Here is a 21,090-nt window from a genome sequence, read left to right as displayed (position 1 = left end):
ATCGCCCGCGGGCATCGCCCCGGTGCTGTCATCATCGCTGTCAATTTTGCCCTGTCGGGATCAGTCCGCGCCGGGGGCGAAGCGGGCGCGGGTCGATTGCGCCGCCTTGCGCGCTTCCTCGACCGCGGCCTCCTCGGTCGCGAACAGCAGATGGTCGATCACCGCCGCCAGATGGCCGCGCATCGCCGCCCGCGCGGCTGCCGGATCGCGCGCCCGGATCGCCTGGGCGATGACGCGATGCTCCTCGACCACCGGCGTCACCTTGGCGGCACGGGCCTTGGCCAGCAGCAGCCGCGATTCCGGTGCGCTCGCCCGCATTTCCCACAGCCGCGCGACACTGTCGACCAGCGCTGCGTTGCGCGTCGCCTGCGCGATCAGCATGTGAAATTGCTGGTCGACGGCATAGGCATCGCCATCGCGCAGATTCTCGCTGGCGATTTGTTCGACCAGCCGGTCCAGTTCGTCCAGCTCGTCCGGTCGGGCATGCAGTGCCGCCAGCGCCGCGGCCTCGCCCTCGATCGCCAGTCGCGCCTCCATCAGTTCGAAGGCGGTGATGCTGAACCGCGGCGCCTCGGCCGCCTGGCGATCGGCGCCGGGTATCCGCACCACATAGGCACCCGATCCGACCCGCACCTCGACCAGTCCCTGCACCTCCAGCGCGATGATCGCCTCGCGCACGGTCGGCCGGCTGACATCATGCTCGATCGCCAGTTCGCGCTCGGGCGGCAGCCGGTCGCCCACGGCATAGCGGCCACCCGCCAGGTCCGCGAGCAACCGCCGGGCCAGTTGCTGATAAAGGCGGCTGCCATCGCCGACGTCCGGCAGGGTCTGGGAAGAACTGGTCATGTCAGCCCCTCTCATGCGCTACTCTGTCCGGCTTTTGAAGCCCCTCAGCCGGGTTCAACTGGGTAAGGCGATCATCGATATCTGCCGGCCATAATCGCTTTCCTGCGCATGGCAGGACCGGCGATAGCTGAAGAAGCGATCGGCCTGGCTATAGGTGTCCTCGTCCAGCAGGCTGATCCGCCCGATCCCCGCCGCCTGCAGCCGCGACGCGACATAGGCGGCGATGTCGAACTGGCAGTGGCCGGCCCGCCCGGCGCTGAAGAATCGCGCATTGTCCGCGTCGTCCCGCTCGAACCGCTCGGCAAAGTCCAAAGTCACCTCGTAGGAAGCGCGCCCGATGCAGGGGCCGATGGCGCAGGCAATGCCCGCGCGCGTCGCGCCCAGCATCTCCATCGCCGCGATCGTCCGGTCGGTGACGCCGCTGATCGCGCCCTTCCAGCCGGCATGGGCCGCGCCGATCACGCCGGCTTCCCTGTCGGCAAACAGCACCGGCACGCAGTCGGCGGTCAATATGCCCAGGATCAGCCCCGGCGTGCGGGTGACCATCGCATCCGCCTCGGGCCGTTCATCCTCGGCGATCGGCGCGGTCACGGTCACGACATCGGGCGAATGGACCTGCCGCACCGTCACCAGCGTGGCGCCGGGCAGCAGCGCGTCACGCGCCAGATCGCGGTTGCGCAGGATCGCCAGCCGGTCATCCTCCGACCCCAGCCCGACATTCAAACCGGCGCACACCCCGGTCGATACGCCCCCCTGTCGTCCGGCAAAGCCATGCGGGACATCGCCCAGCGCGGGCGCCCGCAGCAACTCGATCATAAAATTTCCTTCGCGCGTTCAGTGAAGAAGCATGTCTCAGAAGCGCAACATACTTGCGCATGGCGGATTAGGCGATAGTCTCCCGTCCCACAGAAAAGGGGGGGCGGCTAACGCGTCGCCCGGGCAGAAGACTCCAATAAAGGGTTTCATTGATGATTTTCGGGCGCGTTAAGCCTCTCGACGCCATATTGGCGACGGCAGAGAAAAATCACTGCATCGCTCACTGGGCGCATTCCAACTCACCATGCTGGGCATCGGCGCCGTCATCGGCACCGGCATTTTCGTGCTGACGGCCGAAGCCGCGCAAAAGGCGGGGCCGGGCATGATGCTCTCCTTCGTCATTGCCGGCTTCGTCTGCGCGGTCGCCGCGCTCTGCTACGCCGAAATGGCCGCCATGGTCCCGGTCTCGGGTTCGGCCTATACCTACAGCTATGCGGTGATGGGCGAACTCATCGCCTGGATGGTCGGCTGGGCGCTGATCCTCGAATATGCGGTCGCCGCCGGCGCCGTGTCGGTGGGCTGGTCCGGCTATGTGGTCGGCCTGATCGAACATACCTTCCATCTCGACATACCCGATCTGCTGACGCGCGGGCCGTTCGATGGCGGCATGGTCAACCTGCCGGCGATGCTGATCGCGTCGCTCGTCACCTGGCTGCTGGTCATCGGCACCAAGGAAAGCGCCACCGTCAACGCGGTGCTGGTCGCGATCAAGGTGTCGGCGCTGACCCTGTTCATCGTCCTGTCGGTGCCGGTCATGAACATGAAGGGCTTCACCCCGTTCATGCCGCTCGGCTTCTCGGGCGTGTCGGCCGCCGCCGCCTCGATCTTCTTCGCCTATGTCGGCTTCGACGCGGTTTCGACCGCAGCGGAGGAAACCAAGAATCCGCAGCGCAACATGCCGATCGGCCTCATTGGCTCGCTCGCCATCTGCACCATCTTCTACATGCTGGTGGCCGCCGGCGTGATCGGCACCGTCGGTGCGCAGCCGGTCTATGGCCCGGCCGGCGAAGTGCTGGCTCCCGGCTCGACCGCTTTGTCGCAGCAGTGCGCCGCGCTGGCCGCTGCCGGCACCGAAGCCGTCACCTGCTCGAAGGAAGCGCTGGCCTGGACCCTGCGTGAAATCGGCTGGCCCCAGATCGGCAACCTGCTCGGCCTCGCCGCCGGCCTGGCCCTGCCTTCGGTCATCCTGATGATGATGTTCGGCCAGACCCGCATCTTCTTCGTCATGAGCCGCGACGGCCTGCTGCCGGAACTCTTCTCGAAGGTGCATCCGACCTACAAGACGCCGCACGTCATCACCATCCTGACCGGCATCTTCGTGGCGCTGTTCGCCGCCTTCTTCCCGGTCGGCATTCTGGCGGACATCTCCAACTCGGGCACGCTCTTCGCCTTCGCCGCCGTGTCGATCGCGGTGATGCGCTTGCGCAAGACCGATGCGGACCGCAAGCGTCCGTTCCGCACCCCGGCCATCTACATCACCGCGCCGATCGCCATCGCCGGCTGCGCCTATCTCTTCTGGAGCCTGGGCGTTGAAACCAAGCTGATGTTCGTCGGCTGGGCGACGCTCGGCCTGATCGTCTATTTCGCCTATAGCCGCAGCCGCAGCCATGTCGGCCGGGGCGTGGTCGATGTGGCAGAGGCTGGCGCGGGCATCCCGCCTCAGCCGGTGCCGCCGCTGCCGGGCGCGCACACGCCGGGCGGCCAGGACGCCTGATCGGCCTGACGATCGATGGAAGGAAGGGGCGGGAAACCGCCCCTTTTTTCTTGGGTGCCGCTGCCGGCCCGACCCCTGCGACCTTTTGTCTTGGTGACAGGGGGCAGGGGCCGGGCTAGGCCGTCCTCATGGGGAGCCTGCGCGCCTATCTTCAGCAGCATCGGGGGCAAGCGCTGGCGCTTGTCCTGCTGGCGCTGTGCATGAAGGCCTTGCTGCCCGGCGGCTTCATGCTGGCGCAGCAGCAGCGCACCCTGGTCATCCAGTTCTGCCATGATGCTGCGATCGGCAGTACTGCCTCGCAACTGATCGTCCCGTTGCAGGCCGATCCCGATCATCAGCCGGCCGATGCCGCCAAGCGCACATGTCCCTATGGCGCGCTCTCGATGGTTTCGCTCGGCGGCGCCGATCCGCTGATCCTGGTGCTGGCGCTCGCCTTCGTGCTGCTGCTCGGCTTCGCGCCGGTGCGGCCGCCTGCGCTTGTGCGCATCGGCCATCTGCGTCCCCCTTTGCGCGGACCACCCGCCTGATCCGACCATGGCCGTGCCGCCGCGCGGCCTTTCTTTCAGATCAAGCGCCCCTGCCGGGAAGGCAGGCGCGCGCAAACAGGGTTTCCGATGAAGACATCTCTCGTCGCAATCGCCGCATCGCTGGCATTGCTCCCCACCCATGTCGCCGCGCAGGACAGCCTGCCGGCCGATACCCCCATCGCCGATGACGCGGCCCCGCCGCTCCAGACCCGCTTCGACGCGGCTGCGCTCGATATCGGCAGCGCGCCGCTCAACGGCGCCCGGCTCGGCAGCGGCACATTGCGCCGTCGCGCCCTGTCGAGCAGCGATACCGCAGCCATCCTTGCCAGTCTGCCCGGCGTCGCGGCCAATGGCGGCGGCGGCTTTTCCTCCATGCCGGCGCTGCGCGGCCTGACCGAACAGCGGATTCGCATCACGCTTGACGGCATCCCGGTCGACATTGCCTGTCCCAACGACATGAATACGCCGCTTTCCTATACCGATCCGCAGACGGTCGGCAGCATCGCGGTGGTGCCGGGCGTCTCGCCGGTCAGCATGGGCGGTGACAATATCGCCGGTATCATTGCCGTCGAAAGCGCGATGCCGCGCTTCGCCGTCGATGGCGGCACATTGGTCACGGGCGAGGCCTCCAGCTTCTATCGCAGCAATGGCGACGCCTTTGGCGGCGGCGTCACGCTGACGGTCGCGGGCAAGCGGATCAGCGCCACCTATAGCGGCTCCTACACCCAGTCCGACAATTATGACGGCGGCGGCGACCGGGGCGTGGTGCGTTCGACCGAATATGCCAAAACCGACCATCAACTGGCGCTCGCCGCCCAGACCCGCCTTGGCCTGTTCGAACTGAAGGGCGGCTATCATTTCTCGCCCTATGAGGGCTTCCCGAACCAATATATGGACATGACCTCGAACAAGTCCTGGTTCCTCAACGGCCGCTATCGCGGCACCTTCGCCTGGGGCGATGTCGATGCCAGCGTCGGCTATCGCGACACCGCCCATCGGATGGACTTCCTCGCCGACAAGCAGCCCGGTTCCATGCCGATGAACACGCAAATTCACAGCTTCACCTCGGCGATGAAGCTGAGCCTGCCGGTCGGCCCGCACGACACGCTGCGCGTCGGCGGCGATTATCAGCATCAGGGCATGGACGACTGGTGGCCGCCGGTCGCCGGATCGATGATGATGGGCCCCAATCCCTATATCAACATCAACAATGGCCGGCGCGACCGGCTCGGCCTGTTCGGCGAATGGGAATCGCACTGGACCGATCGGCTCTCCACCTCGATCGGCGCGCGCTTCGATCGAGTGCGGATGAACACCGGCGACGTCCAGCCCTATGGCACCGGCATGATGAACATGGCCGACGCCATGGCGGCCGAAGCCTTCAACGCACGCAGCCATCGCCGCACCGACAACAACTGGAGCGCGACCGCGCTGGCCAGCTGGCAGGCGTCCGACCTGCTCGCCTTTGAAATCGGCTATGCGCACAAGAGCCGCGCGCCCAATCTCTACGAACGCTATGCCTGGGGCCGGGGTGCGATGGCCAGCCAGATGATCGGCTGGTATGGCGACGGCAATGGCTATGTCGGCAATCTCGACCTCAAGTCGGAACAGGCCGACACCGTCAGCGCCGCGCTGCGTCTGACCGCGAAGGGCGGGGCGACGCTGAAGATCTCGCCCTATTATACCCGCGTGAACGACTATATCGACGCGGTCCATCTCCAGGATCTGACCGACATGATGGGCATGCCCAGCGGCTTCGTGCAGCTGCAATTCGCCAATCAGGATGCCCAATTTTACGGCGTCGATGTCAGCGCTAGCGTGCCGCTCCAGCGCAGCGCCCATGTCGAAACCAGCTTCACCGCCAACGCTGCTTACGTCCATGGCCGCAATCTGTCGGATGGCGGCCCGCTCTATCGCCAGATGCCGCTCGATCTGAAGATGGGCCTCGCCCATCGCATCGACGCGCTGGAACTGGGCGCCGATGTCGAATTTGTCGCCGACAAGAATCGCGTCGACGCCACCCGCAACGAACCGCGCACGCGCGGCTATGCGCTGGTCGACTTGCGCGCCGGCTATACGCTGCCGCTCTGGGCCAAGGGAGTGAAGCTGACGGTCGAGGCGAAGAATCTCTTCGACGCCGGCTATGACCTGCCGCTCGGCGGCATGTCGCTGGGCGATTATGGCGCGACCGGCGTGCTGCGCCCGGTGCCGGGCATGGGCCGCTCGATCAATCTGGGCCTCAGCACGCGCTTCTGAGGAACCGGCCGGGCGCATCCCATCGGTGCGCCCGGCCTCCCAATCAGGATACACTCCGTGGGCGGCCGGGTGGGGCTGTGGGCCGGTGCGGACTTTCCAACCAGAAAGTCAGTGCATCGCCTCATAATCCTCGCGCAGCGCGTTGAGGTGCGGCCGGGTGAACAGCTTGCCGCGCTCCGCCCAGAAGACGATCAGCAATGATCCCGATCCGAACACGAGCAGCCCCAGCGTGAAGGGCAGGGTGGTCCCGTCGAAGGCGCGGCCGACCAAGCTGCCCAGCGCGCTAGACACCGCGGTCGTCAGGAACGCCTGGAAGGAGGAGGCGACGCCCGCTCCCTTGGAGAAGGGCTCCATCGAGATCGCGCTGAAATTGGACGCGGTGAACGCCACCGTCATCATCGTCATCGCCTGCAGGACCATGAAGGTGACGATCGTTTCCTGCCCGGCCAGGATCACCGCCAGATGCACCGCCGCGATCAGGATGAAGGCGATCAGCGCGCTCTGGCTCAGCCGCCGCGCACCGAAGCGCGAGACCAGCCGGCTGTTGACCAGGCTGCCGATGCCCATGCTGCCGGCGATCGTCGCAAAGGCGAGCGGGAAGATCTTCTGCGCATGGAACACGTCGAAGAAGATCTGCTGCACCGACAGGATGAAGCCGATGAGGCCGCTCATCACCACGCCGCTCGCCAGCATGTAACCGACCGAGCTGCGCGTGCGGAAGATCGTGCCGACCGTCTGGAGGATGGTGCGCGGGTTGATGCGGATGCGATTGTCGGGATGCAGCGTCTCGGGCAGGCGGATCGCCATCCAGCCTAGGATCGCGGTCGCCAGGATCGCCAGCACCCAGAAGATCCAGCGCCACGGCGCAATCCACAAAATCGCCTGGCCAAAGCTCGGTGCCATCACCGGGATCAGCATGAACACCGCGAAGATCAGCGACATGACCCGCGCCATCGCGTCGCCCTTGAACCGGTCGCGGATGATGCCGACGGTGATGACGCGGCTCGCCCCGGCAAAGAAGCCGGCGCTGGTGCGCGCGATCAGCAACATGGTGAAGCTGTGCGCCCCGGCACAGGCGATCGAGGACAGGATGAACAGGATCATCGCCCCGCCCAGCACCTTCTTGCGCCCGAACTGGTCCGACAGCACGCCGAACAGCAGCGATCCCACGCCCAGCCCCATGAAGTAGAAGCTGATGATCAACTGCCGGTCATTGGGATTGGCGATATGCAGGTCGCGGCCGATATCGGGCAGGGCCGGCAGCATCGGGTCGATCGACAGCGCATTCATCGCCATCAGGCACGCACACAGCAGCACGAACTCGCGGAAATGAATATCCTTTGCGGCAGGCTGCGCGCCCATGGGGGAATTTTCGGCCATCACTGGCCTATGCGGACAATCGCCCGGCGGCGCCAGCCCCAACGCGCTTATTTCCGCCCCTCATCGCCCACCTGTCATCGCCCGCCGGGCATTAACCCTGCTGCATCCAGCAGCTTCGGGCAAACTGCGCAAATATGCCGATTTTGCCGTTAACCATTTTTTACGGCCTGCCGGGCATTCTGCCCCCACTCGCAAACCAAAGGTTGGAACATTGGGTTAGGGATACAGGGGAAGATCATGGCAAATAGTCTCAAAAGTGCGCAGTTCTTGATGGATAGTCGTCTGGCCGGTGCGGCCCACGGCTCGGCAGAGGCCTGTTTCGAACTGGGCGTCGCCTATAGCTGCGGCACCGGGGGCATGCCGATCGACCTGGTCGAGGCCCATAAATGGTTCAACCTTGCGGCCCGTGGCGGCAGCGAAGCCGGCCAGAGCATGCGCGCCGAAATCGCCGAGGAAATGACCGCGCGCGAGATTGCCGAGGCCCAGCGCCAGGCCCGTGCCTGGATCGTCGCGACCGAAGTCCGCGCCGCCTGATCAGCCTTCCTTGCGGAAGGGCGTTCTTTCATTGAGCAACAAACGGTCGCGCTGCACTTCCTCCCGTTCGGCGTCGAGGAAGCCCGCCACCGCCCGGCGAAAGCTCGCATTGGGAATATGATGCGCCGAATAGGTGGGCTGCGGCGCATAGCCGCGCGCCAGCTTGTGGCCGCCTTGCGCGCCCGCCTCGACCCGGTCGAGCCCACGCGCGATCGCCGCATCGATCGCCTGATAATAGCATAGCTCGAAATGCAGGTTGGGCACGTCCTCGCGGCATCCCCAATAGCGGCCATAGAGCGTGTCTTCGCCGATCAGGTTTAGCGCCCCTGCAATGGCCTGGCCCTCGCGCAGCGCCAGCATCAGCAATATCCTGTCCGCCATCGTCTCGCCCAGGATCGAGAAGAAGGACCGGGTCAGATAGGGCCTGCCCCATTTGCGCGCGCCGGTATCCTGATAGAAATCCCAGAATATGTCCCAATGCGCTTCGGTGAGGTCGCGTCCGGTCAGGTGGACGACCTCCAGTCCCTCGACCGCGCGCCGCCTCTCCTTGCGGATATTCTTGCGCTTCTCGCTCGAAAGTTCGGCCAGGAAATCCTCGAACCCGGCATAGCCCTTGTTATGCCAATGGAACTGGCTGTCCTCGCGAATCAGCCAGCCCGCCGCCTCGAACAGCGCGATCTGGTCGGGATCGACGAAGGTCGCATGCGCCGATGACAGGTCGTTGCGCTCGACCAAAGTCTCGATTCCCGCGATCAGCGCCGGCCCCAGCGTCGAATCGCGCAGCAGCAATCGGGGGCCGGGCACGGGGGAGAAGGGCGCGGCGATCTGTATTTTCGGATAATATTGGCCGCCCGCCCGCTCCCAGGCATCGGCCCAGCCATGGTCGAACACATATTCGCCCTGGCTGTGGGTCTTGGCATAGAGCGGCGCGGCCGCCGCGATCGTCCCGTCCGGCCCGTCGATGACGATCGGCAAGGGTTGCCATCCGGTGCCCGGCCCGACGCTTCCAGACCGTTCCAGTGCGGTCAGGAAATCCCAGCTGACGAACGGATTGGCGCTGCCGGCACAGGCATCCCATTGCGCCCTGGGCAGGTCGGCGACGCCACCGGCGATGCGCGCGACAAATTCGCTCATGCCATCTCCTCGAAGATGATCTGGTCGACATGGGCCGCAGCGATCGCCCGCTGCGCCGCGCTGCGCACCGTCCAGCTCAACACCGGCAGCCCCCGGCGACGGGCGGCATCGGCGAAGCGGAAGGGCAAGTCACGGATATCACAGGCCAGAAAATCGGGATTGGCCAGCCAAAGTGCAAGGGTGCGGTCGAAAAGCGCGCGCAGCCGCCCCTTGTTCTGGCTGCTGCTCACCAGTCCGCGCACCATGTCCGGCCGATGTTGCGCAAACCAGCGCATCGCCAGCGGGTTGAACGACATCACCGCCACCGGCTGATCGCGGCCGTCGAGCGTCCTTGCCACCGCGGCGCAGATTGGCGCGACATCGCGCCCCTCGACCTTTATCTCGATCAGCAGCGGCGTCGTGATACAGGCGTCGAGCAGTGCGGCGAGGCGCGGGATTGCGCCGCCATCGGGCAGGCGCAGCGCGTCCAGTTCTGCCGCATCGCGATCCGCCACGGCGCCCGCTTGCCCGGTCATCCGCATCAGGCTGGCGTCATGAAAGACGAAGGGCAGGCCGTCGCGGCTCAGCCGGACATCGCATTCGATGCCCAGCCCCCTGGCGATGGCGGCATCGAACGCCGCCATGCCATTTTCGCTGATGCCCGCCCGATGCAGCCCGCGATGGGCGAAAGGGCGGGCGGTCAGCCAGTCAGGCCGCTTATGCAGCGGGGCGAACCTGCACGATCGCGTCGATCTCGACGGCTGCGCCCAGCGGCAGCACCGGCACGCCGACGGCGCTGCGGGCATGCTTGCCGGCTTCGCCGAACACCGCGACCATCAGTTCCGACGCGCCATTGGCAACCTTGGGCTGGTCGGTGAAGCCGGGCGCGCTGGCGATGAAGGCGCCCAGCTTGACGATCCGCTCGACCCGGTCGAGGTCGCCGCCCAGCGCCGCCTTCATCTGGGCGATGAGGTTCAGGCCACAGGCGCGCGCGGCTTCGACGCCATAATCGAGGTCGCGGTCCTCGCCCAGGCGGCCGGTCATCAGCTGTCCGTCCTTCAGTGCGATCTGGCCGGAAATATGCAGCAGGCCGTTGACTTCGACCGCCGGCACATAGGCGGCGACCGGCGCGGCGGCGGCGGGCAGGGTGATGCCGAGTTCGGCAAGGCGGGCGTCGATGCTCATGCAATGGCTCCATTCAGGGGCGTTGAAATAGCGGGTGCCGGCCCTTCGGCCAGGCGGGCGATGATCCATTTTTCGGCGCTGGCCCAATCGTCGATCCGGGCATGGGCCTTGTCCGCGACCGGGATGTCGCCGGCGATCTCGGGCTCGCCGACCATGTGCAGCCGCCATACACCGGGCGCATGACGCGCGACCGACGCATGATGCTCGCCCAGATCGTCGATGAACAGGGCGCAACTCGGCTGGCGCTCGGCCAGGATATTGGCCAGCTTGCGCCCCTTGCCGCCATGGTTCCAGTGGACCGGCAGGTGCAGGCCATGGCTCGCCAGCTGCTCGATGCGCAGCTGGTGGTGGCGCTCGCCGATATTGGTCAGCACTTCGATATCGGCGATCTGTGCCAGCCGGTGCAGCGCCTCGACCGCGCCGCTGATCGGGGTCTGGCGCGCCATTTCGGTATCGAAAAAGGCGATCAGCAATTCCCACACCAGTTCGCGTTCCAGCGGGATGCCGCTGTCCTTGTGGCGCAGCGCCTCGGCAAAACCCTGTTCGCGCATGTCGAAATGCACATCATGCGTCTCGTCCAGCCAGTGGCGGAACGGCACGACCATGTGCAGCAATACCTCGTCGCAGTCGGTGATGATCAGCGGACGGCTCATCGGCTCAGATTCTCCTTCGCGGCGATCAGGGCCGCCGGGCTGCTGTCGATCGCCTCGGCACAGGCAACCAGATCGGGTTCATGGTCGGCCAGAAAGGCCAGCACCGCGCCCAAAATCGCGCGATTGCCGACCCCGGCGCGCAGTGCATCGGCATCCAGTCCGGTCAGCGCCAGCAGCCGATCGGCCCGGCGACCATCGCTCAGCGTCCATCCCATTGCCATTAATGCCAAAATTTCGGCATCGGCGGCGCTATCCGGCTTGCCATTCTGGGTCTCGGGTCGCATGATTGGCTCTCGCGGAATGGGCGGCTATAGGCGCGCACCAAGGGGCTTCTCTGGAACGCGGGTGACTCGTGGCAAAGCGCGTGCTCGTTGTCGAGGACAACGAACTCAATCTGAAACTTTTTTGCGACCTGCTGCGCGCGCACGGGCATGACGTGCTGCCGCTGCGCGATGGCCGCGACGTGCTGGCGCAGGCGCGTGAATTTGCGCCGGACCTGGTCATCACCGACATCCATCTGCCCCATGTCAGCGGCTATGACCTGATCGTCTCGCTCAAGGGCGATGACAGCCTGTCGGCGGTGCCGATCATGGCGGTCACCGCCTATGCCGGGAAGGGCGACGAGGATCGTATCCGCACGGCCGGCGCCGACGCCTATGTGTCCAAGCCGATCTCGGTGCTGCGATTCGTCGAACAGGTGAACGCACTGCTGTAACCCACCGGCAACAGCGTCACTGATGCGTCATCATTCGGTCGCCGCACTGACATCATAGCGCAGTTTGCGCGTCATCCTCCTCTGTCACGTCATGCGCGCCAAGGGCGCGGCGGTCATGCCGACGCTCGGATGCACAGGGGTATTTTATCATGTCTCATCTGACCGACGAGGCGCGCGCGGCCACGCGTGCGGCCCAGCCGACCATCGATATGGGCGACCAGAGCCTGGAGGCGATCGTCGCCGCCAATCCGGCCCGCCGCACCATCCTCAAGAACGGCCTGCTCGGCCTCTCCATCCTGCCCATGCTCGGCGCGCTGGCCGCATGCGATGACGATGATGAAGAGACCCCGACGCCCACGCCCACGCCGACTCCGACCCCCACGCCGACCCCGACGCCCAGCTATGGCATCAGCTTCACGCCGGTCGCCGCCAGCATGGCCGACACCGTGACCGTGCCGTCGGGCTACACCGTCGACGTCCTGCTCAAGGCGGGCGACTCGGTCGAAACCGGCACCCCCTATTCGGGCAGCTATCCGACCCCGGCCGACGCCGAAAAATGGGCCGGCGGCAATCATGACGGCATGGAATATTTCGAACTGTCGGGGACCGACGCCAATAGCGGCGGCCTGCTGGCGATGAACTTCGAATATCCCGACTTCAACATCCTGATGGCCGGCAGCTATGACGCGGCCACCGCGACGGCCGATCAGAAGGCGCTCGCCCTGTCGGCGGTCGGCATCGGCGTGGTAGAGATCGCCAAGGCGTCGGACGGCAAATGGTCGGTCAAGGCCGGCTCGAAATATAACAAGCGCTACACCGGCAACAGCAGCTACAAGGCCAGCGGCCCCGCGTCGGGCCTGCTGTCGGGCACGATCAAGGGCATGCTCAACAATTGCTCGTCGGGCCGGACCCCCTGGGGCACCTATCTCACCTGCGAGGAATCGACCGACAATTATCTCGATCCGACGCAGCCGGAGGAAAATTACGGCTGGGTGGTCGAAATCGACCCCTATCTGGAACTGGCCGTGCCGACCAAGCGCACCGCGCTGGGCCGTTTCGACCATGAAAATGTCGCCTATATGGCCGACAGCAACAACCGCGTGGCCTTCTATATGGGCCATGACGGCACGCCGGGCTGCATCTACAAGTTCGTCTGCGATCGCGCCTATTCGACCGGCAATCGCGCCGCCAACACCGACATGCTCGACCATGGCACCCTCTATGTCGCCCGCTTCAACGGCGACGGCACGGGCGAATGGCGTGCGCTGGTCCAGGGTGAAAATGGCCTGGTCGTCGGCGCGTCCGATCCGGGCAATGTCAGCCAGTTCACCACGGCGCCTGCCCCGACCACGGTCGATTTCGCCAACCAGGCGCAGGTGCTGGTCAACACCATCTCGGCTGCCCGTGTTGCCGGCGGTACCGTCATGGATCGCCCCGAATGGATCACGGTTGCGCCCGACAACAGCGCGATCTTCGTGACGCTGACCAACAACAGCAGCCGCAAGTCGACCGACGCCGCCAATCCGCGCACGACCAACCGCCACGGCCATATCATCAAGTTCAAGGAGGACGGCAATTCGCCGCTGTCCACCAAGTTCAGCTGGGAAATCTTCCTGCTGGCGGGTGATCCCTCGCTGGCCAGCTTCGGCGCCGCCACTGACGATCTGGAAGGCAATATCAACGGCGACACCTTCTCCAGCCCGGATGGCATCCGCATCGATCCCAAGGGCCGCCTGTGGGTCCAGACCGACCATTCGGTGCCGGGTTCGTCGGGTGATTCCAGCCGCACGATCGAACAGGTCTTCGGCCAGAATGCGATGTTCTACATCGACCAGTCGACCAAGAAGTCGATGCGCTTCCTGGTCGGTCCGGCCGGGTGCGAGATCACCGGTATCGCCTACACGCCGGATCTGGTGAACTTCTTCATCAACATCCAGCATCCGACCGGCAACTGGCCGGTTTCGGGCCAGCAGCCGCGCTCCTCGACCATCGTCGTACGCCGCACCGACGCCAAGCCGGTCGGCAACTGACGATATCGGGCTCCCGATCTTCGGATCGGGGGCCTATCCGGCTCGAATGCCAACAGGAAAAGGCCCGCTCCCAACAGGGACGGGCCTTTTTCGGTGCCGAAAGATCAGGCGCGCGGGCGCGAAGCCCGCTACGGCTTACTTGATCTTGGCTTCCTTGAACTCGACATGCTTGCGCACGACCGGGTCATACTTGCTGAAGCTCAGCTTTTCGGTCGTGGTGCGCGGGTTCTTCTTGGTGACGTAGAAGAAGCCAGTGTCAGCCGTGCTGACGAGGCGGATCTTGACAGTTGCCGGCTTGGCCATGGCTTGGTCCCTGGTCTTGAAATAGCGTAAAAAGAAAAGCGGCCCTGTCGGACCGCCCCGTTTCAGCGGTGCCCCTTGGGGCAGATTCGCCCCGATGTCAAGGCTCGCGTGCCCAATGGAGGCTGCGCAACAGGCTTTACGGCCCTTTAACCCTATGCGCGCATGCTGTCAGGCGGGGCACGGATGAAGGGAGATGGCTCCATGCGACATGATCCGAAACTGGCGATTCTGGCGGACCTGCTGCGGCGGGTCGACGGACTCGCCGCCCAGCGCGGCCATGTGTCGGTGCCGCGCCTGCATGACGAGGTCGACCAGATCCGCCATATCGCGCGCGCCTTCCGCGTCGATAGCGTCGGCGACCTGGCCGCCACGCTCCAGTCGGTCCTCTCGCTAGACGGGCTCGATTCGGTGGTCCTCTCCTATCTCGACCGGATGCGGGACGCGATCGCCGACGAATTGCCGCCGCTCGACAATATTTTGCCGCCGGCCGCCGCGCCCGCTACGGTGCACCGCCTGCACGCCTGACGGGATTTGGAATGGACGCCTTGTTGATCGCCCTGCTGGGCTGCCTGTTCGGGGAAATCGGGGACAAGGGGCAGTTGCTCGTGCTGGCGCTCGCCCATCGCTATCAACGCGACGGGGCGATCATCGCCGGCGTCGCCGTTGCCGCCATCGCCAATGCAGCGCTTTCCGCGGCAGCGGGCGCCTGGATCGGGCCGATGCTGGGCCATGACGCACGGCTGTTGTTCATGGCGCTGTCGCTGCTGTTCCTGGGCGTCGGCCTGCTCTGGCCAGTGAAGATGCCTGACACGCTCGACGACTGGCGCATCGGGCCGTTCCTCACCACTGCGCTCGGCGTCTTCATCCTCGGCTTTGGCGACGGCCCGCAATTCCTGATTCTGGGCATCGCCACCCGCACGGCCGACCCGGCGCTGGCCGCGATCGGCGGCGCGATCGGCGTGATCGCCGCCAGCGTGCCAGTGATCCTGATGCGCGACCGGTTCCTCTCCGTGCTGCCGGTGCGCGCGATTCGGCTGGTCGGCGGCGGCATCGCCATATTGGCGGGTGCGGGCATGGCGATGAGCGCGATCGGCCGGCTCTGATCGATTCCCTTCATCAGCCTGACCGATAAATTGCCCAAAGATTTCCGACTTGCGGGGGCACCTTATTGACGGACAATCATTATATGTCCGAAATCAATTCCGCCCCAACAGGAGGACAATGCATGACCGCCCCCGATCTCAAGACGCCCACCGACCTCAAGAGCAACGCCACCAAGTCGGTCGCAGAGGCCCTGAACGGCGCCCTGGCCGACAGCTTTGCCCTCTATCTCAAGACCAAGAATTTCCACTGGCACGTCTCCGGCCCGCATTTCCGCGACTATCATCTGATGTTCGACGAGCAGGCGACCGAGATTCTGGACGTGACCGATCTGATCGCCGAGCGCGTGCGCAAGACCGGCAACACCACGCTGCGCTCGATCGGCGACGTCGCCCGTCATCAGACCGTCAAGGACAATGACGCCGATTTCGTCAGCCCGGCCGACATGCTCAAGGAACTGCGCGACGACAATCTGGCGCTGGTCGAAACCTTCCGCGCGGTGAAGGCCGCCGCTACCGAGGCAGGCGACAATGCGACCGAAGGCATTGTCGACGACTGGACCGACCAGGCCGAACAGCGCGCCTGGTTCCTGTTCGAGGCCGCCCGAGGCGCCTGAATCTGAAAAGGGCCTCCCGGCAAGTCGCCGGGAGGCCCTTTTCATGATCGCAATCGGTGAGGGGGCTTACGCCTCGTCCACCACCCCGATCGCCACGATCTCGATCGCGCCGTCCTTGCCGGCAAAATCGACCGCCTCGCCGATTTCGGCGTCCATCATCGCGCGAGCCAGCGGTGCGGAAAAGCTGATCCGCCCCTCATGCGGATCGGCCTCGTCATCGCCCACGATCGCCACGGTCTTCTCCTGCCGGTTCAGCCGATAGGTTACCCGCGTCCCGAACGCGACCGTCTCGCCATCAGGGGCCGGGCGCAGTTCCGCCGTCGCCAGCCGCGTGCGCCAATAGCGCAGCACTCGCTTGTGCTTCTTGGCGGCTTCCTCGTCCATCGCAGCGGTGTCGATCGCTTCCAGCGCCGCCACCTGTTCCTGCGTCAGCCGCAATCCGCGCGCCGTGACCCAGTTCGGCCCCAGCGGGATCGGCAGCTCGAACTTGGGCTCCATATGCTCATCGTCGCTCTCGCGACGAAAGGCGACACTCATCTTGCCTCTCCAGAATTCCAATAATGCGGGACGACGGGACCGAACTGGCCGGTCAATCCTCGTCGAACAGCCCTGCAAGCTGTTCAACCATCGTGCCGCCCAATTGTTCGGCGTCCATGATGGTCACGGCGCGGCGATAATAGCGGGTGACATCATGGCCGATGCCGATCGCCACCAGTTGCACCGGCGACCGGTTCTCGATCCAGTCGATCACCTGGCGCAGATGCCGCTCCAGATAGGTGCCGCTATTGACCGACAGGGTGCTGTCGTCGACCGGCGCACCATCGGAAATCACCATCAGGATGCGCCGCTCCTCGGGCCGCGCGATCAGGCGCGCATGCGCCCATAGCAGCGCCTCGCCGTCGATATTTTCCTTCAGCAGCCCTTCGCGCATCATCAGGCCCAGATTCTTGCGCGCCCGGCGCCAGGGTTCGTCGGCCTTCTTGTAGATGATGTGGCGCAGGTCGTTGAGCCGTCCCGGCATCGGCGGACGCCCCGCCGCCAGCCAGTCCTCGCGGCTCTGTCCGCCCTTCCAGGCGCGCGTGGTGAAGCCGAGGATTTCGGTCTTCACGCCGCAGCGTTCCAGGGTGCGGGCCATGATGTCGGCGCTGATCGCGGCGATGCTGATCGGCCGGCCGCGCATCGATCCTGAATTGTCGATCAACAGGGTGACGACGGTGTCGCGGAACTCGGTGTCGCGCTCGATCTTGTAGGTCAGCGACCGGGTCGGATCGATCACGATCCGCGCCAGCCGCGCCGCGTCAAGAATCCCTTCCTCCTGGTCGAAATCCCACGAGCGAAGCTGCTGCGCCATCAACCGGCGTTGCAACCGGTTGGCAAGCTTGGTGACGGCCCCCTGCAACGACACAAGCTGCTGGTCCAGAAAACCGCGCAGACGGTTCAGTTCATCCTCGTCGCACAGGTCGTCGGCGGTGACGACCTCGTCATGCTTCTGGGTGTAGGATTTATAGTCGAAACCGGGGGGCAGGTCGGATGTCGGCCGATTGGGCCGCACCGGCATCATGCCTTCCTCGCCCATATCGTCGGCGCCGTCTTCCGCGTCGGCGTCGAACTCCTCGCTATAGTCGGTGTCGCCCTCTTCGGTCTCGCCGCCCTGATCCTCGGACCGGGCTTCGGCGTTCATGTCGCTGTCGCCCGATTCCTCTTGGCCGGCATCGCCTTCTTCCTGCTCTTCCTCCTTGTCCTCGCCCTCATCCTCGGGTTCGGGGTCGTCGGTTTCGGGCGGCACGTCGGCATCGACCAGTTGCAGATGCTCCAGCATCGCCTGGGTCAGCTTCTGGAAGGCGCGCTGGTCGTCGATCGCCAGGCCCAGCGCGTCGAGATCGGTGCCCGCCTTGTCCTCGATCCACTGGTCGACCAGCTTCATCGCCGGCTGCAATTCCTCGGGCACCGCCTGGCCGGTCAGCCGCTCGCGCACCTTCAGCGCCAGCGCGGTCGACAGCGGCACCTCGTCCGCCGCCCGCGCCCGGCGGATCGGATCGGACTTCAGGCGCATCGCCAGCGCCTCATTGAGGTTCGCGCGCACGCCGTCCAGCGCCCGCGATCCGATCGCCTCGACCCGCGCCTGCTCGACCGCGTCGAACACCGCGCGCGCCACCGCTTCGCCTGGCGCCATCGCATTGTGCAGCCTGGCATTATGGTGGCGCAGCTTCAGCGCATTGGCATCGGCAAAGCCGCGCGCCAGTGCCACCTGATCGGCGGGCAAAGCGCGGCTGGGCGTCGGCACCTTGATCGCCTTGCCCACCATGTGCGGCGTGTCGGCGGTGAAGCTCACCTCCACCTCCATGTCGCGCGTCATCGCCCGCGCGGTGCCGGCCAGCACATCCTTGAAGGCGTCGAGGGGGGAACGTTCGGTCACCGGCCCTCCGGATCGCGCACGCGCGGCACGGCGATGGTCTCGATCTGCGTCTCGACCTCGCTCATCAGCTTGTGGACCGGGCATTTCGCCGCGACCGCGATCAGCTTGTCATGCTGCTCGTCGCTCATCGGGCCGGTCACGGCGATGCGGGTGGTCAGCTTGTAGATGCCGGCCCGCTCCTGGCTCGCATCGCGCACCACGCCGACATGGATATTCTCGACTGGAATGCCGTTGCGCTGGGCATACCAGAGCATGGTCATCGCCTTGCAGGCACCCAGCGCCGAATCATACAGGTCATGCGGGTCCGGCCCGGCGTCATGGCCGTCCGGCGCCGACATGTCGGCGACGATCTCATGGCCCCGGATGCTGATCCGGTGCGCACTGCCGCCATTGGGGTCGATCCGTTCGACGACGATCATGGGTCTGCCCTTTCGTTCAAGGGGCCGTGCGAAGGTTCAGTTCGCCCGGCTCGCCACGCTCTCGGGCAGATCCTTGCCAAAGACGCGCTGATAATATTCCGCCACCAGCGGCCGTTCCGCCTCATCGCACTTGTTGAGGAAGGACAGGCGGAAAGAGAAGCCGACATCCTTGAAGATCAGCGCATTCTGCGCCCAGCTGATCACGGTGCGGGGCGACATCACGGTCGAGATATCGCCGTTGATGAAGCCCTGGCGGGTCAGTTCCGCCACCTTGATCATGCTCTCGACCTCCTTGCGGCCGCCCTCATGATCATATTCGCCCGACTTCGCCAGCACCACCTGCGCCTCGGTCGCGGCGGGCAGGTAATTCAATGCCACCACCAGGTTCCAGCGGTCCATCTGGCCCTGGTTGATCTGCTGCGTGCCATGATAGAGGCCGGTCGTGTCGCCCAGGCCCACCGTGTTGGCGGTTGCGAACAGGCGGAAATGCGGGTTCGGCCGGATCACGCGATTCTGGTCGAGCAGCGTCATCTTGCCGTCGGTTTCCAGCACGCGCTGGATCACGAACATCACGTCCGGGCGACCGGCATCATATTCGTCGAACACCAGAGCGACCGGGCGCTGCAGCGACCAGGGCAGCAGGCCTTCCTTGAATTCGGTGACCTGCTGGCCGTCCTTCAGCACGATCGCGTCGCGCCCGACCAGGTCGATGCGGCTGATATGCGCGTCCAGGTTGATGCGGATGCACGGCCATTTCAGGCGCGCAGCGATCTGCTCGATATGGCTCGACTTGCCGGTGCCATGATAGCCCTGGACCATGACACGGCGGTTGAAGGCGAAACCGGCCAGGATCGCCAACGTGGTGTCCGGGTCGAACACATAGGCGGGGTCGAGGTCGGGCACGCGCTCATCGGCCTGGGAAAAGGCCGGGACCTTCATGTCGATGTCGATGCCGAACATCTCGCGCACATCGACTTCGCGGTCGGGCGCCTCCATCAGCGTCTCGGAACGGGCATCGGGCTGGATGTTGGAAATGTCGGTCATGTCGTCATCATCTTCCTGCGAGTCACTCTCGCCCTAAACGATCGGGCAAGGGTGTGTCGAGACAGTGGGGGCTGGATCGCGCGGGATCAAGCGGCCCATTCGGTCAGATTGGCCTCCTGTCCGACCAGTGCCAGCCCATGGGCGATCGATGTCAACTCGCCGCCGGTGGCAATCCGGTCATGGCCGAAACGGCGGAAGAAAATGTCGCGGATCGCCGGGATTAGCGACGATCCGCCGGTCAGGAACACCCGGTCGATGCTTTCCGGGGCGACATTGGCCTTGGCCAGCGCCTTGTCGACGGTCGCCTCGATCGCGGCGATGTCGGCCGCGATCCAGCGCTCGAAATCGGCGCGCGCGACCTCGGTCTCGATTCTGATCCCGCCGCCCTCGAAGTGGAAGTTGGCGCTGTCCGCGTCCGACAGGGCCCGCTTCAGCGCGCCGACCGCATCATAGAGCGGATAGCCCAGTTCCTTCTCGATCACGGTGATCATCCGGCCGATCGCGGCGGGATCGCGCGCCGCCTTCTGCAATTTGGCCAGCTCGTCCATCGTCCGCCGGTTGCGCATCAGCGCCAGGCGCGACCAGTCGGCGAAATCGGCGAAATAGCTGCGCGGTATCTCCAGTTCCTTGCCGAAGGAGGTGTAGGCGCCGCCCTTGCCCAGCATCGGCAGCACCAGTTGGTCCATGATGCGATAGTCGAACCGGTCACCGGCCAGGCCAATGCCCGCCGATCCCAGCGGCACGCAGCGCCGCGCCGCGCCCGGCGCCTCGACCCGCACCAGCGAAAAGTCGCTGGTGCCGCCGCCGAAATCCGCGACCAGGATGGTCGCCGCGCTGTCGAGCCGGCTGGCATAGCTGAACGCCGCGCCCAGCGGCTCATAGACATAATGGATCTCGCTGCCGAAGCCGGCGAACATCGCGTCATAGCGTTGCCGCGCCAGCGCCTCGTCGGGCCGGGCGCCGGCATATTCGACCGGCCGGCCGACGACGATCCGCTCCGGCCTTTTGTCCAGCGTGCCGCCGGCATGGCCGATCATCTTCCCCAGGAACATCTGCCCCAGTTCCTCGAAGCGATAGCGTTTCTCGAAGATGCTGGCGCTCTCGAAGATCGGGCTGGCCGCCACCGACTTGAAGGATTGCAGGAACCGGCTGTCCTCGGGAAATTCCAGATATTCACTGATCGCCCAGGGGCCGGCCTCATGCGCCATGCCGCCCTTCACATGGCTGTCATGCCAGAAGCACAGGGCAGACCGGAACACCGCGCCGGTCGCCTGCGCGCCGGCAAATTCGACCAGCTCCGATTGGCCGGCATGGGCGATGGCGGCGACGCTGTTGGTCGTGCCGAAATCAAGGCCCAGCGCGCGGGGCTGATCCTGCATGGGGTCTCTCCGGGAAAATCGAGGGCCGGGCGCTATGGCAGCG

The 21,090-nt window shown here is 65.4% G+C and carries 22 protein-coding genes and 1 pseudogene; 9 read left to right on the top strand and 14 right to left on the bottom strand.

The window, feature by feature from the left end:
* Positions 1–60: 60 nt before the first annotated feature.
* Together DIZ22_RS16030 and pgeF are read right to left on the bottom strand one after the other, a co-directional pair.
* Positions 61–846 carry an FCD domain-containing protein gene (locus DIZ22_RS16030; protein WP_048938538.1) on the bottom strand — a complete coding sequence of 262 codons (786 nt, stop codon included), beginning with the start codon at positions 844–846 and terminating at the stop codon, positions 61–63.
* 54 nt (positions 847–900) lie between these two features.
* Entirely contained in the window at positions 901–1,662 is a 762-nt protein-coding gene (gene pgeF, locus DIZ22_RS16025) for a peptidoglycan editing factor PgeF (protein ID WP_122928398.1), read from the bottom strand.
* Positions 1,663–1,814: 152 nt separating this feature from the next.
* Here pgeF and DIZ22_RS16020 point away from each other — a divergent pair.
* From DIZ22_RS16020 to DIZ22_RS16010, 3 genes and pseudogenes are all read left to right on the top strand, one after another.
* Positions 1,815–3,376 (top strand): annotated as a pseudogene (locus DIZ22_RS16020) (amino acid permease).
* Positions 3,377–3,504: 128 nt separating this feature from the next.
* Positions 3,505–3,903: a DUF2946 family protein gene (locus tag DIZ22_RS16015; RefSeq protein WP_048938540.1), complete on the top strand. Its 399-nt coding sequence runs from the start codon at positions 3,505–3,507 to the stop codon at positions 3,901–3,903.
* A gap of 87 nt (positions 3,904–3,990) precedes the next feature.
* Positions 3,991–6,159: a TonB-dependent receptor gene (locus tag DIZ22_RS16010; RefSeq protein ID WP_048938541.1), complete on the top strand. Its 2,169-nt coding sequence runs from the start codon at positions 3,991–3,993 to the stop codon at positions 6,157–6,159.
* Positions 6,160–6,267: 108 nt separating this feature from the next.
* On the opposite strand, the gene DIZ22_RS16005 is transcribed toward DIZ22_RS16010, so the two are convergent.
* Positions 6,268–7,539 carry a multidrug effflux MFS transporter gene (locus DIZ22_RS16005; RefSeq protein ID WP_048938542.1) on the bottom strand — a complete coding sequence of 424 codons (1,272 nt, stop codon included), beginning with the start codon at positions 7,537–7,539 and terminating at the stop codon, positions 6,268–6,270.
* 237 nt (positions 7,540–7,776) lie between these two features.
* On the opposite strand from DIZ22_RS16005, the gene DIZ22_RS16000 reads away from it, so the two are divergent.
* Positions 7,777–8,073 carry an SEL1-like repeat protein gene (locus DIZ22_RS16000; protein ID WP_004208961.1) on the top strand — a complete coding sequence of 99 codons (297 nt, stop codon included), beginning with the start codon at positions 7,777–7,779 and terminating at the stop codon, positions 8,071–8,073.
* On the opposite strand, the gene DIZ22_RS15995 is transcribed toward DIZ22_RS16000, so the two are convergent.
* From DIZ22_RS15995 to DIZ22_RS15975, 5 genes are read right to left on the bottom strand one after another with little or no spacing between them, the layout of a single operon-like run.
* Positions 8,074–9,207, bottom strand: a complete 1,134-nt coding sequence (locus DIZ22_RS15995) for a GNAT family N-acetyltransferase (protein WP_048938543.1) — start codon at positions 9,205–9,207, stop codon at positions 8,074–8,076.
* Positions 9,204–9,860 carry a glycerophosphodiester phosphodiesterase family protein gene (locus tag DIZ22_RS15990; protein WP_276309034.1) on the bottom strand — a complete coding sequence of 219 codons (657 nt, stop codon included), beginning with the start codon at positions 9,858–9,860 and terminating at the stop codon, positions 9,204–9,206. Before DIZ22_RS15990 ends, DIZ22_RS15995 begins: the two co-directional genes overlap by 4 nt.
* 43 nt (positions 9,861–9,903) lie before the next feature.
* A complete protein-coding gene (locus DIZ22_RS15985) occupies positions 9,904–10,371 on the bottom strand; it encodes a RidA family protein (protein ID WP_007715324.1) in 468 nt (155 codons plus the stop codon).
* Positions 10,368–11,024 carry a hypothetical protein gene (locus DIZ22_RS15980; protein WP_048938545.1) on the bottom strand — a complete coding sequence of 219 codons (657 nt, stop codon included), beginning with the start codon at positions 11,022–11,024 and terminating at the stop codon, positions 10,368–10,370. Before DIZ22_RS15980 ends, DIZ22_RS15985 begins: the two co-directional genes overlap by 4 nt.
* Positions 11,021–11,308, bottom strand: coding sequence for a DUF3572 domain-containing protein (locus DIZ22_RS15975; protein WP_037509952.1), 288 nt, complete (start codon positions 11,306–11,308; stop codon positions 11,021–11,023). The genes DIZ22_RS15980 and DIZ22_RS15975 overlap by 4 nt, the downstream gene beginning before the upstream one ends.
* Positions 11,309–11,376: 68 nt before the next feature.
* Between DIZ22_RS15975 and DIZ22_RS15970 the strand changes: the two genes are divergently transcribed.
* Both DIZ22_RS15970 and DIZ22_RS15965 read left to right on the top strand, forming a co-directional pair.
* Complete coding sequence (locus DIZ22_RS15970; protein ID WP_170978437.1) at positions 11,377–11,739, top strand: response regulator; 363 nt, start codon at positions 11,377–11,379, stop codon at positions 11,737–11,739.
* Positions 11,740–11,888: 149 nt separating this feature from the next.
* Positions 11,889–13,769: a PhoX family phosphatase gene (locus DIZ22_RS15965; RefSeq protein WP_048938546.1), complete on the top strand. Its 1,881-nt coding sequence runs from the start codon at positions 11,889–11,891 to the stop codon at positions 13,767–13,769.
* A 135-nt stretch (positions 13,770–13,904) separates the two neighbouring features.
* On the opposite strand, the gene rpmG is transcribed toward DIZ22_RS15965, so the two are convergent.
* Positions 13,905–14,072 (bottom strand): 50S ribosomal protein L33, encoded by a 168-nt coding sequence (rpmG, locus tag DIZ22_RS15960; RefSeq protein ID WP_004208953.1) that lies wholly within the window; start codon positions 14,070–14,072, stop codon positions 13,905–13,907.
* A gap of 201 nt (positions 14,073–14,273) precedes the next feature.
* Between rpmG and DIZ22_RS15955 the strand changes: the two genes are divergently transcribed.
* The 3 genes from DIZ22_RS15955 (at position 14,274) to DIZ22_RS15945 (ending at position 15,789) form a co-directional block, all read left to right on the top strand.
* Entirely contained in the window at positions 14,274–14,597 is a 324-nt protein-coding gene (locus DIZ22_RS15955; RefSeq protein ID WP_004208952.1) for a hypothetical protein, read from the top strand.
* 11 nt (positions 14,598–14,608) lie between these two features.
* Complete coding sequence (locus tag DIZ22_RS15950) at positions 14,609–15,175, top strand: TMEM165/GDT1 family protein (protein ID WP_004208951.1); 567 nt, start codon at positions 14,609–14,611, stop codon at positions 15,173–15,175.
* Positions 15,176–15,297: 122 nt separating this feature from the next.
* Positions 15,298–15,789 carry a DNA starvation/stationary phase protection protein gene (locus DIZ22_RS15945; protein WP_048938547.1) on the top strand — a complete coding sequence of 164 codons (492 nt, stop codon included), beginning with the start codon at positions 15,298–15,300 and terminating at the stop codon, positions 15,787–15,789.
* A 66-nt stretch (positions 15,790–15,855) separates the two neighbouring features.
* Here DIZ22_RS15945 and DIZ22_RS15940 read toward each other — a convergent pair whose 3' ends face one another.
* From DIZ22_RS15940 to DIZ22_RS15920, 5 genes are all read right to left on the bottom strand, one after another.
* The gene (locus DIZ22_RS15940) at positions 15,856–16,326 is read right to left on the bottom strand and encodes a GreA/GreB family elongation factor (protein ID WP_048938548.1); all 471 of its coding nucleotides are present in this window, start codon (positions 16,324–16,326) and stop codon (positions 15,856–15,858) included.
* 52 nt (positions 16,327–16,378) lie between these two features.
* Positions 16,379–18,205: a cobaltochelatase subunit CobT gene (gene cobT / locus DIZ22_RS15935; protein ID WP_048938549.1), complete on the bottom strand. Its 1,827-nt coding sequence runs from the start codon at positions 18,203–18,205 to the stop codon at positions 16,379–16,381.
* Positions 18,202–18,624, bottom strand: a complete 423-nt coding sequence (locus DIZ22_RS15930) for an OsmC family protein (RefSeq protein WP_048938550.1) — start codon at positions 18,622–18,624, stop codon at positions 18,202–18,204. Before DIZ22_RS15930 ends, cobT begins: the two co-directional genes overlap by 4 nt.
* A 36-nt stretch (positions 18,625–18,660) precedes the next feature.
* Positions 18,661–19,668, bottom strand: coding sequence for a cobaltochelatase subunit CobS (cobS, locus tag DIZ22_RS15925; RefSeq protein ID WP_048938551.1), 1,008 nt, complete (start codon positions 19,666–19,668; stop codon positions 18,661–18,663).
* An 86-nt stretch (positions 19,669–19,754) separates the two neighbouring features.
* Positions 19,755–21,047: an Hsp70 family protein gene (locus tag DIZ22_RS15920; RefSeq protein ID WP_048938552.1), complete on the bottom strand. Its 1,293-nt coding sequence runs from the start codon at positions 21,045–21,047 to the stop codon at positions 19,755–19,757.
* Positions 21,048–21,090 lie beyond the last annotated feature (43 nt).

It is taken from the genome of Sphingobium sp. LF-16 (assembly GCF_003711185.1).
In the GTDB taxonomy this organism is placed as follows: Bacteria; Pseudomonadota; Alphaproteobacteria; order Sphingomonadales; family Sphingomonadaceae; genus Sphingobium; species Sphingobium yanoikuyae_A.
The sequence above is the reverse complement of the archived record's forward strand: the minus strand, read 5'-3'. Positions and strand labels throughout refer to the sequence as shown.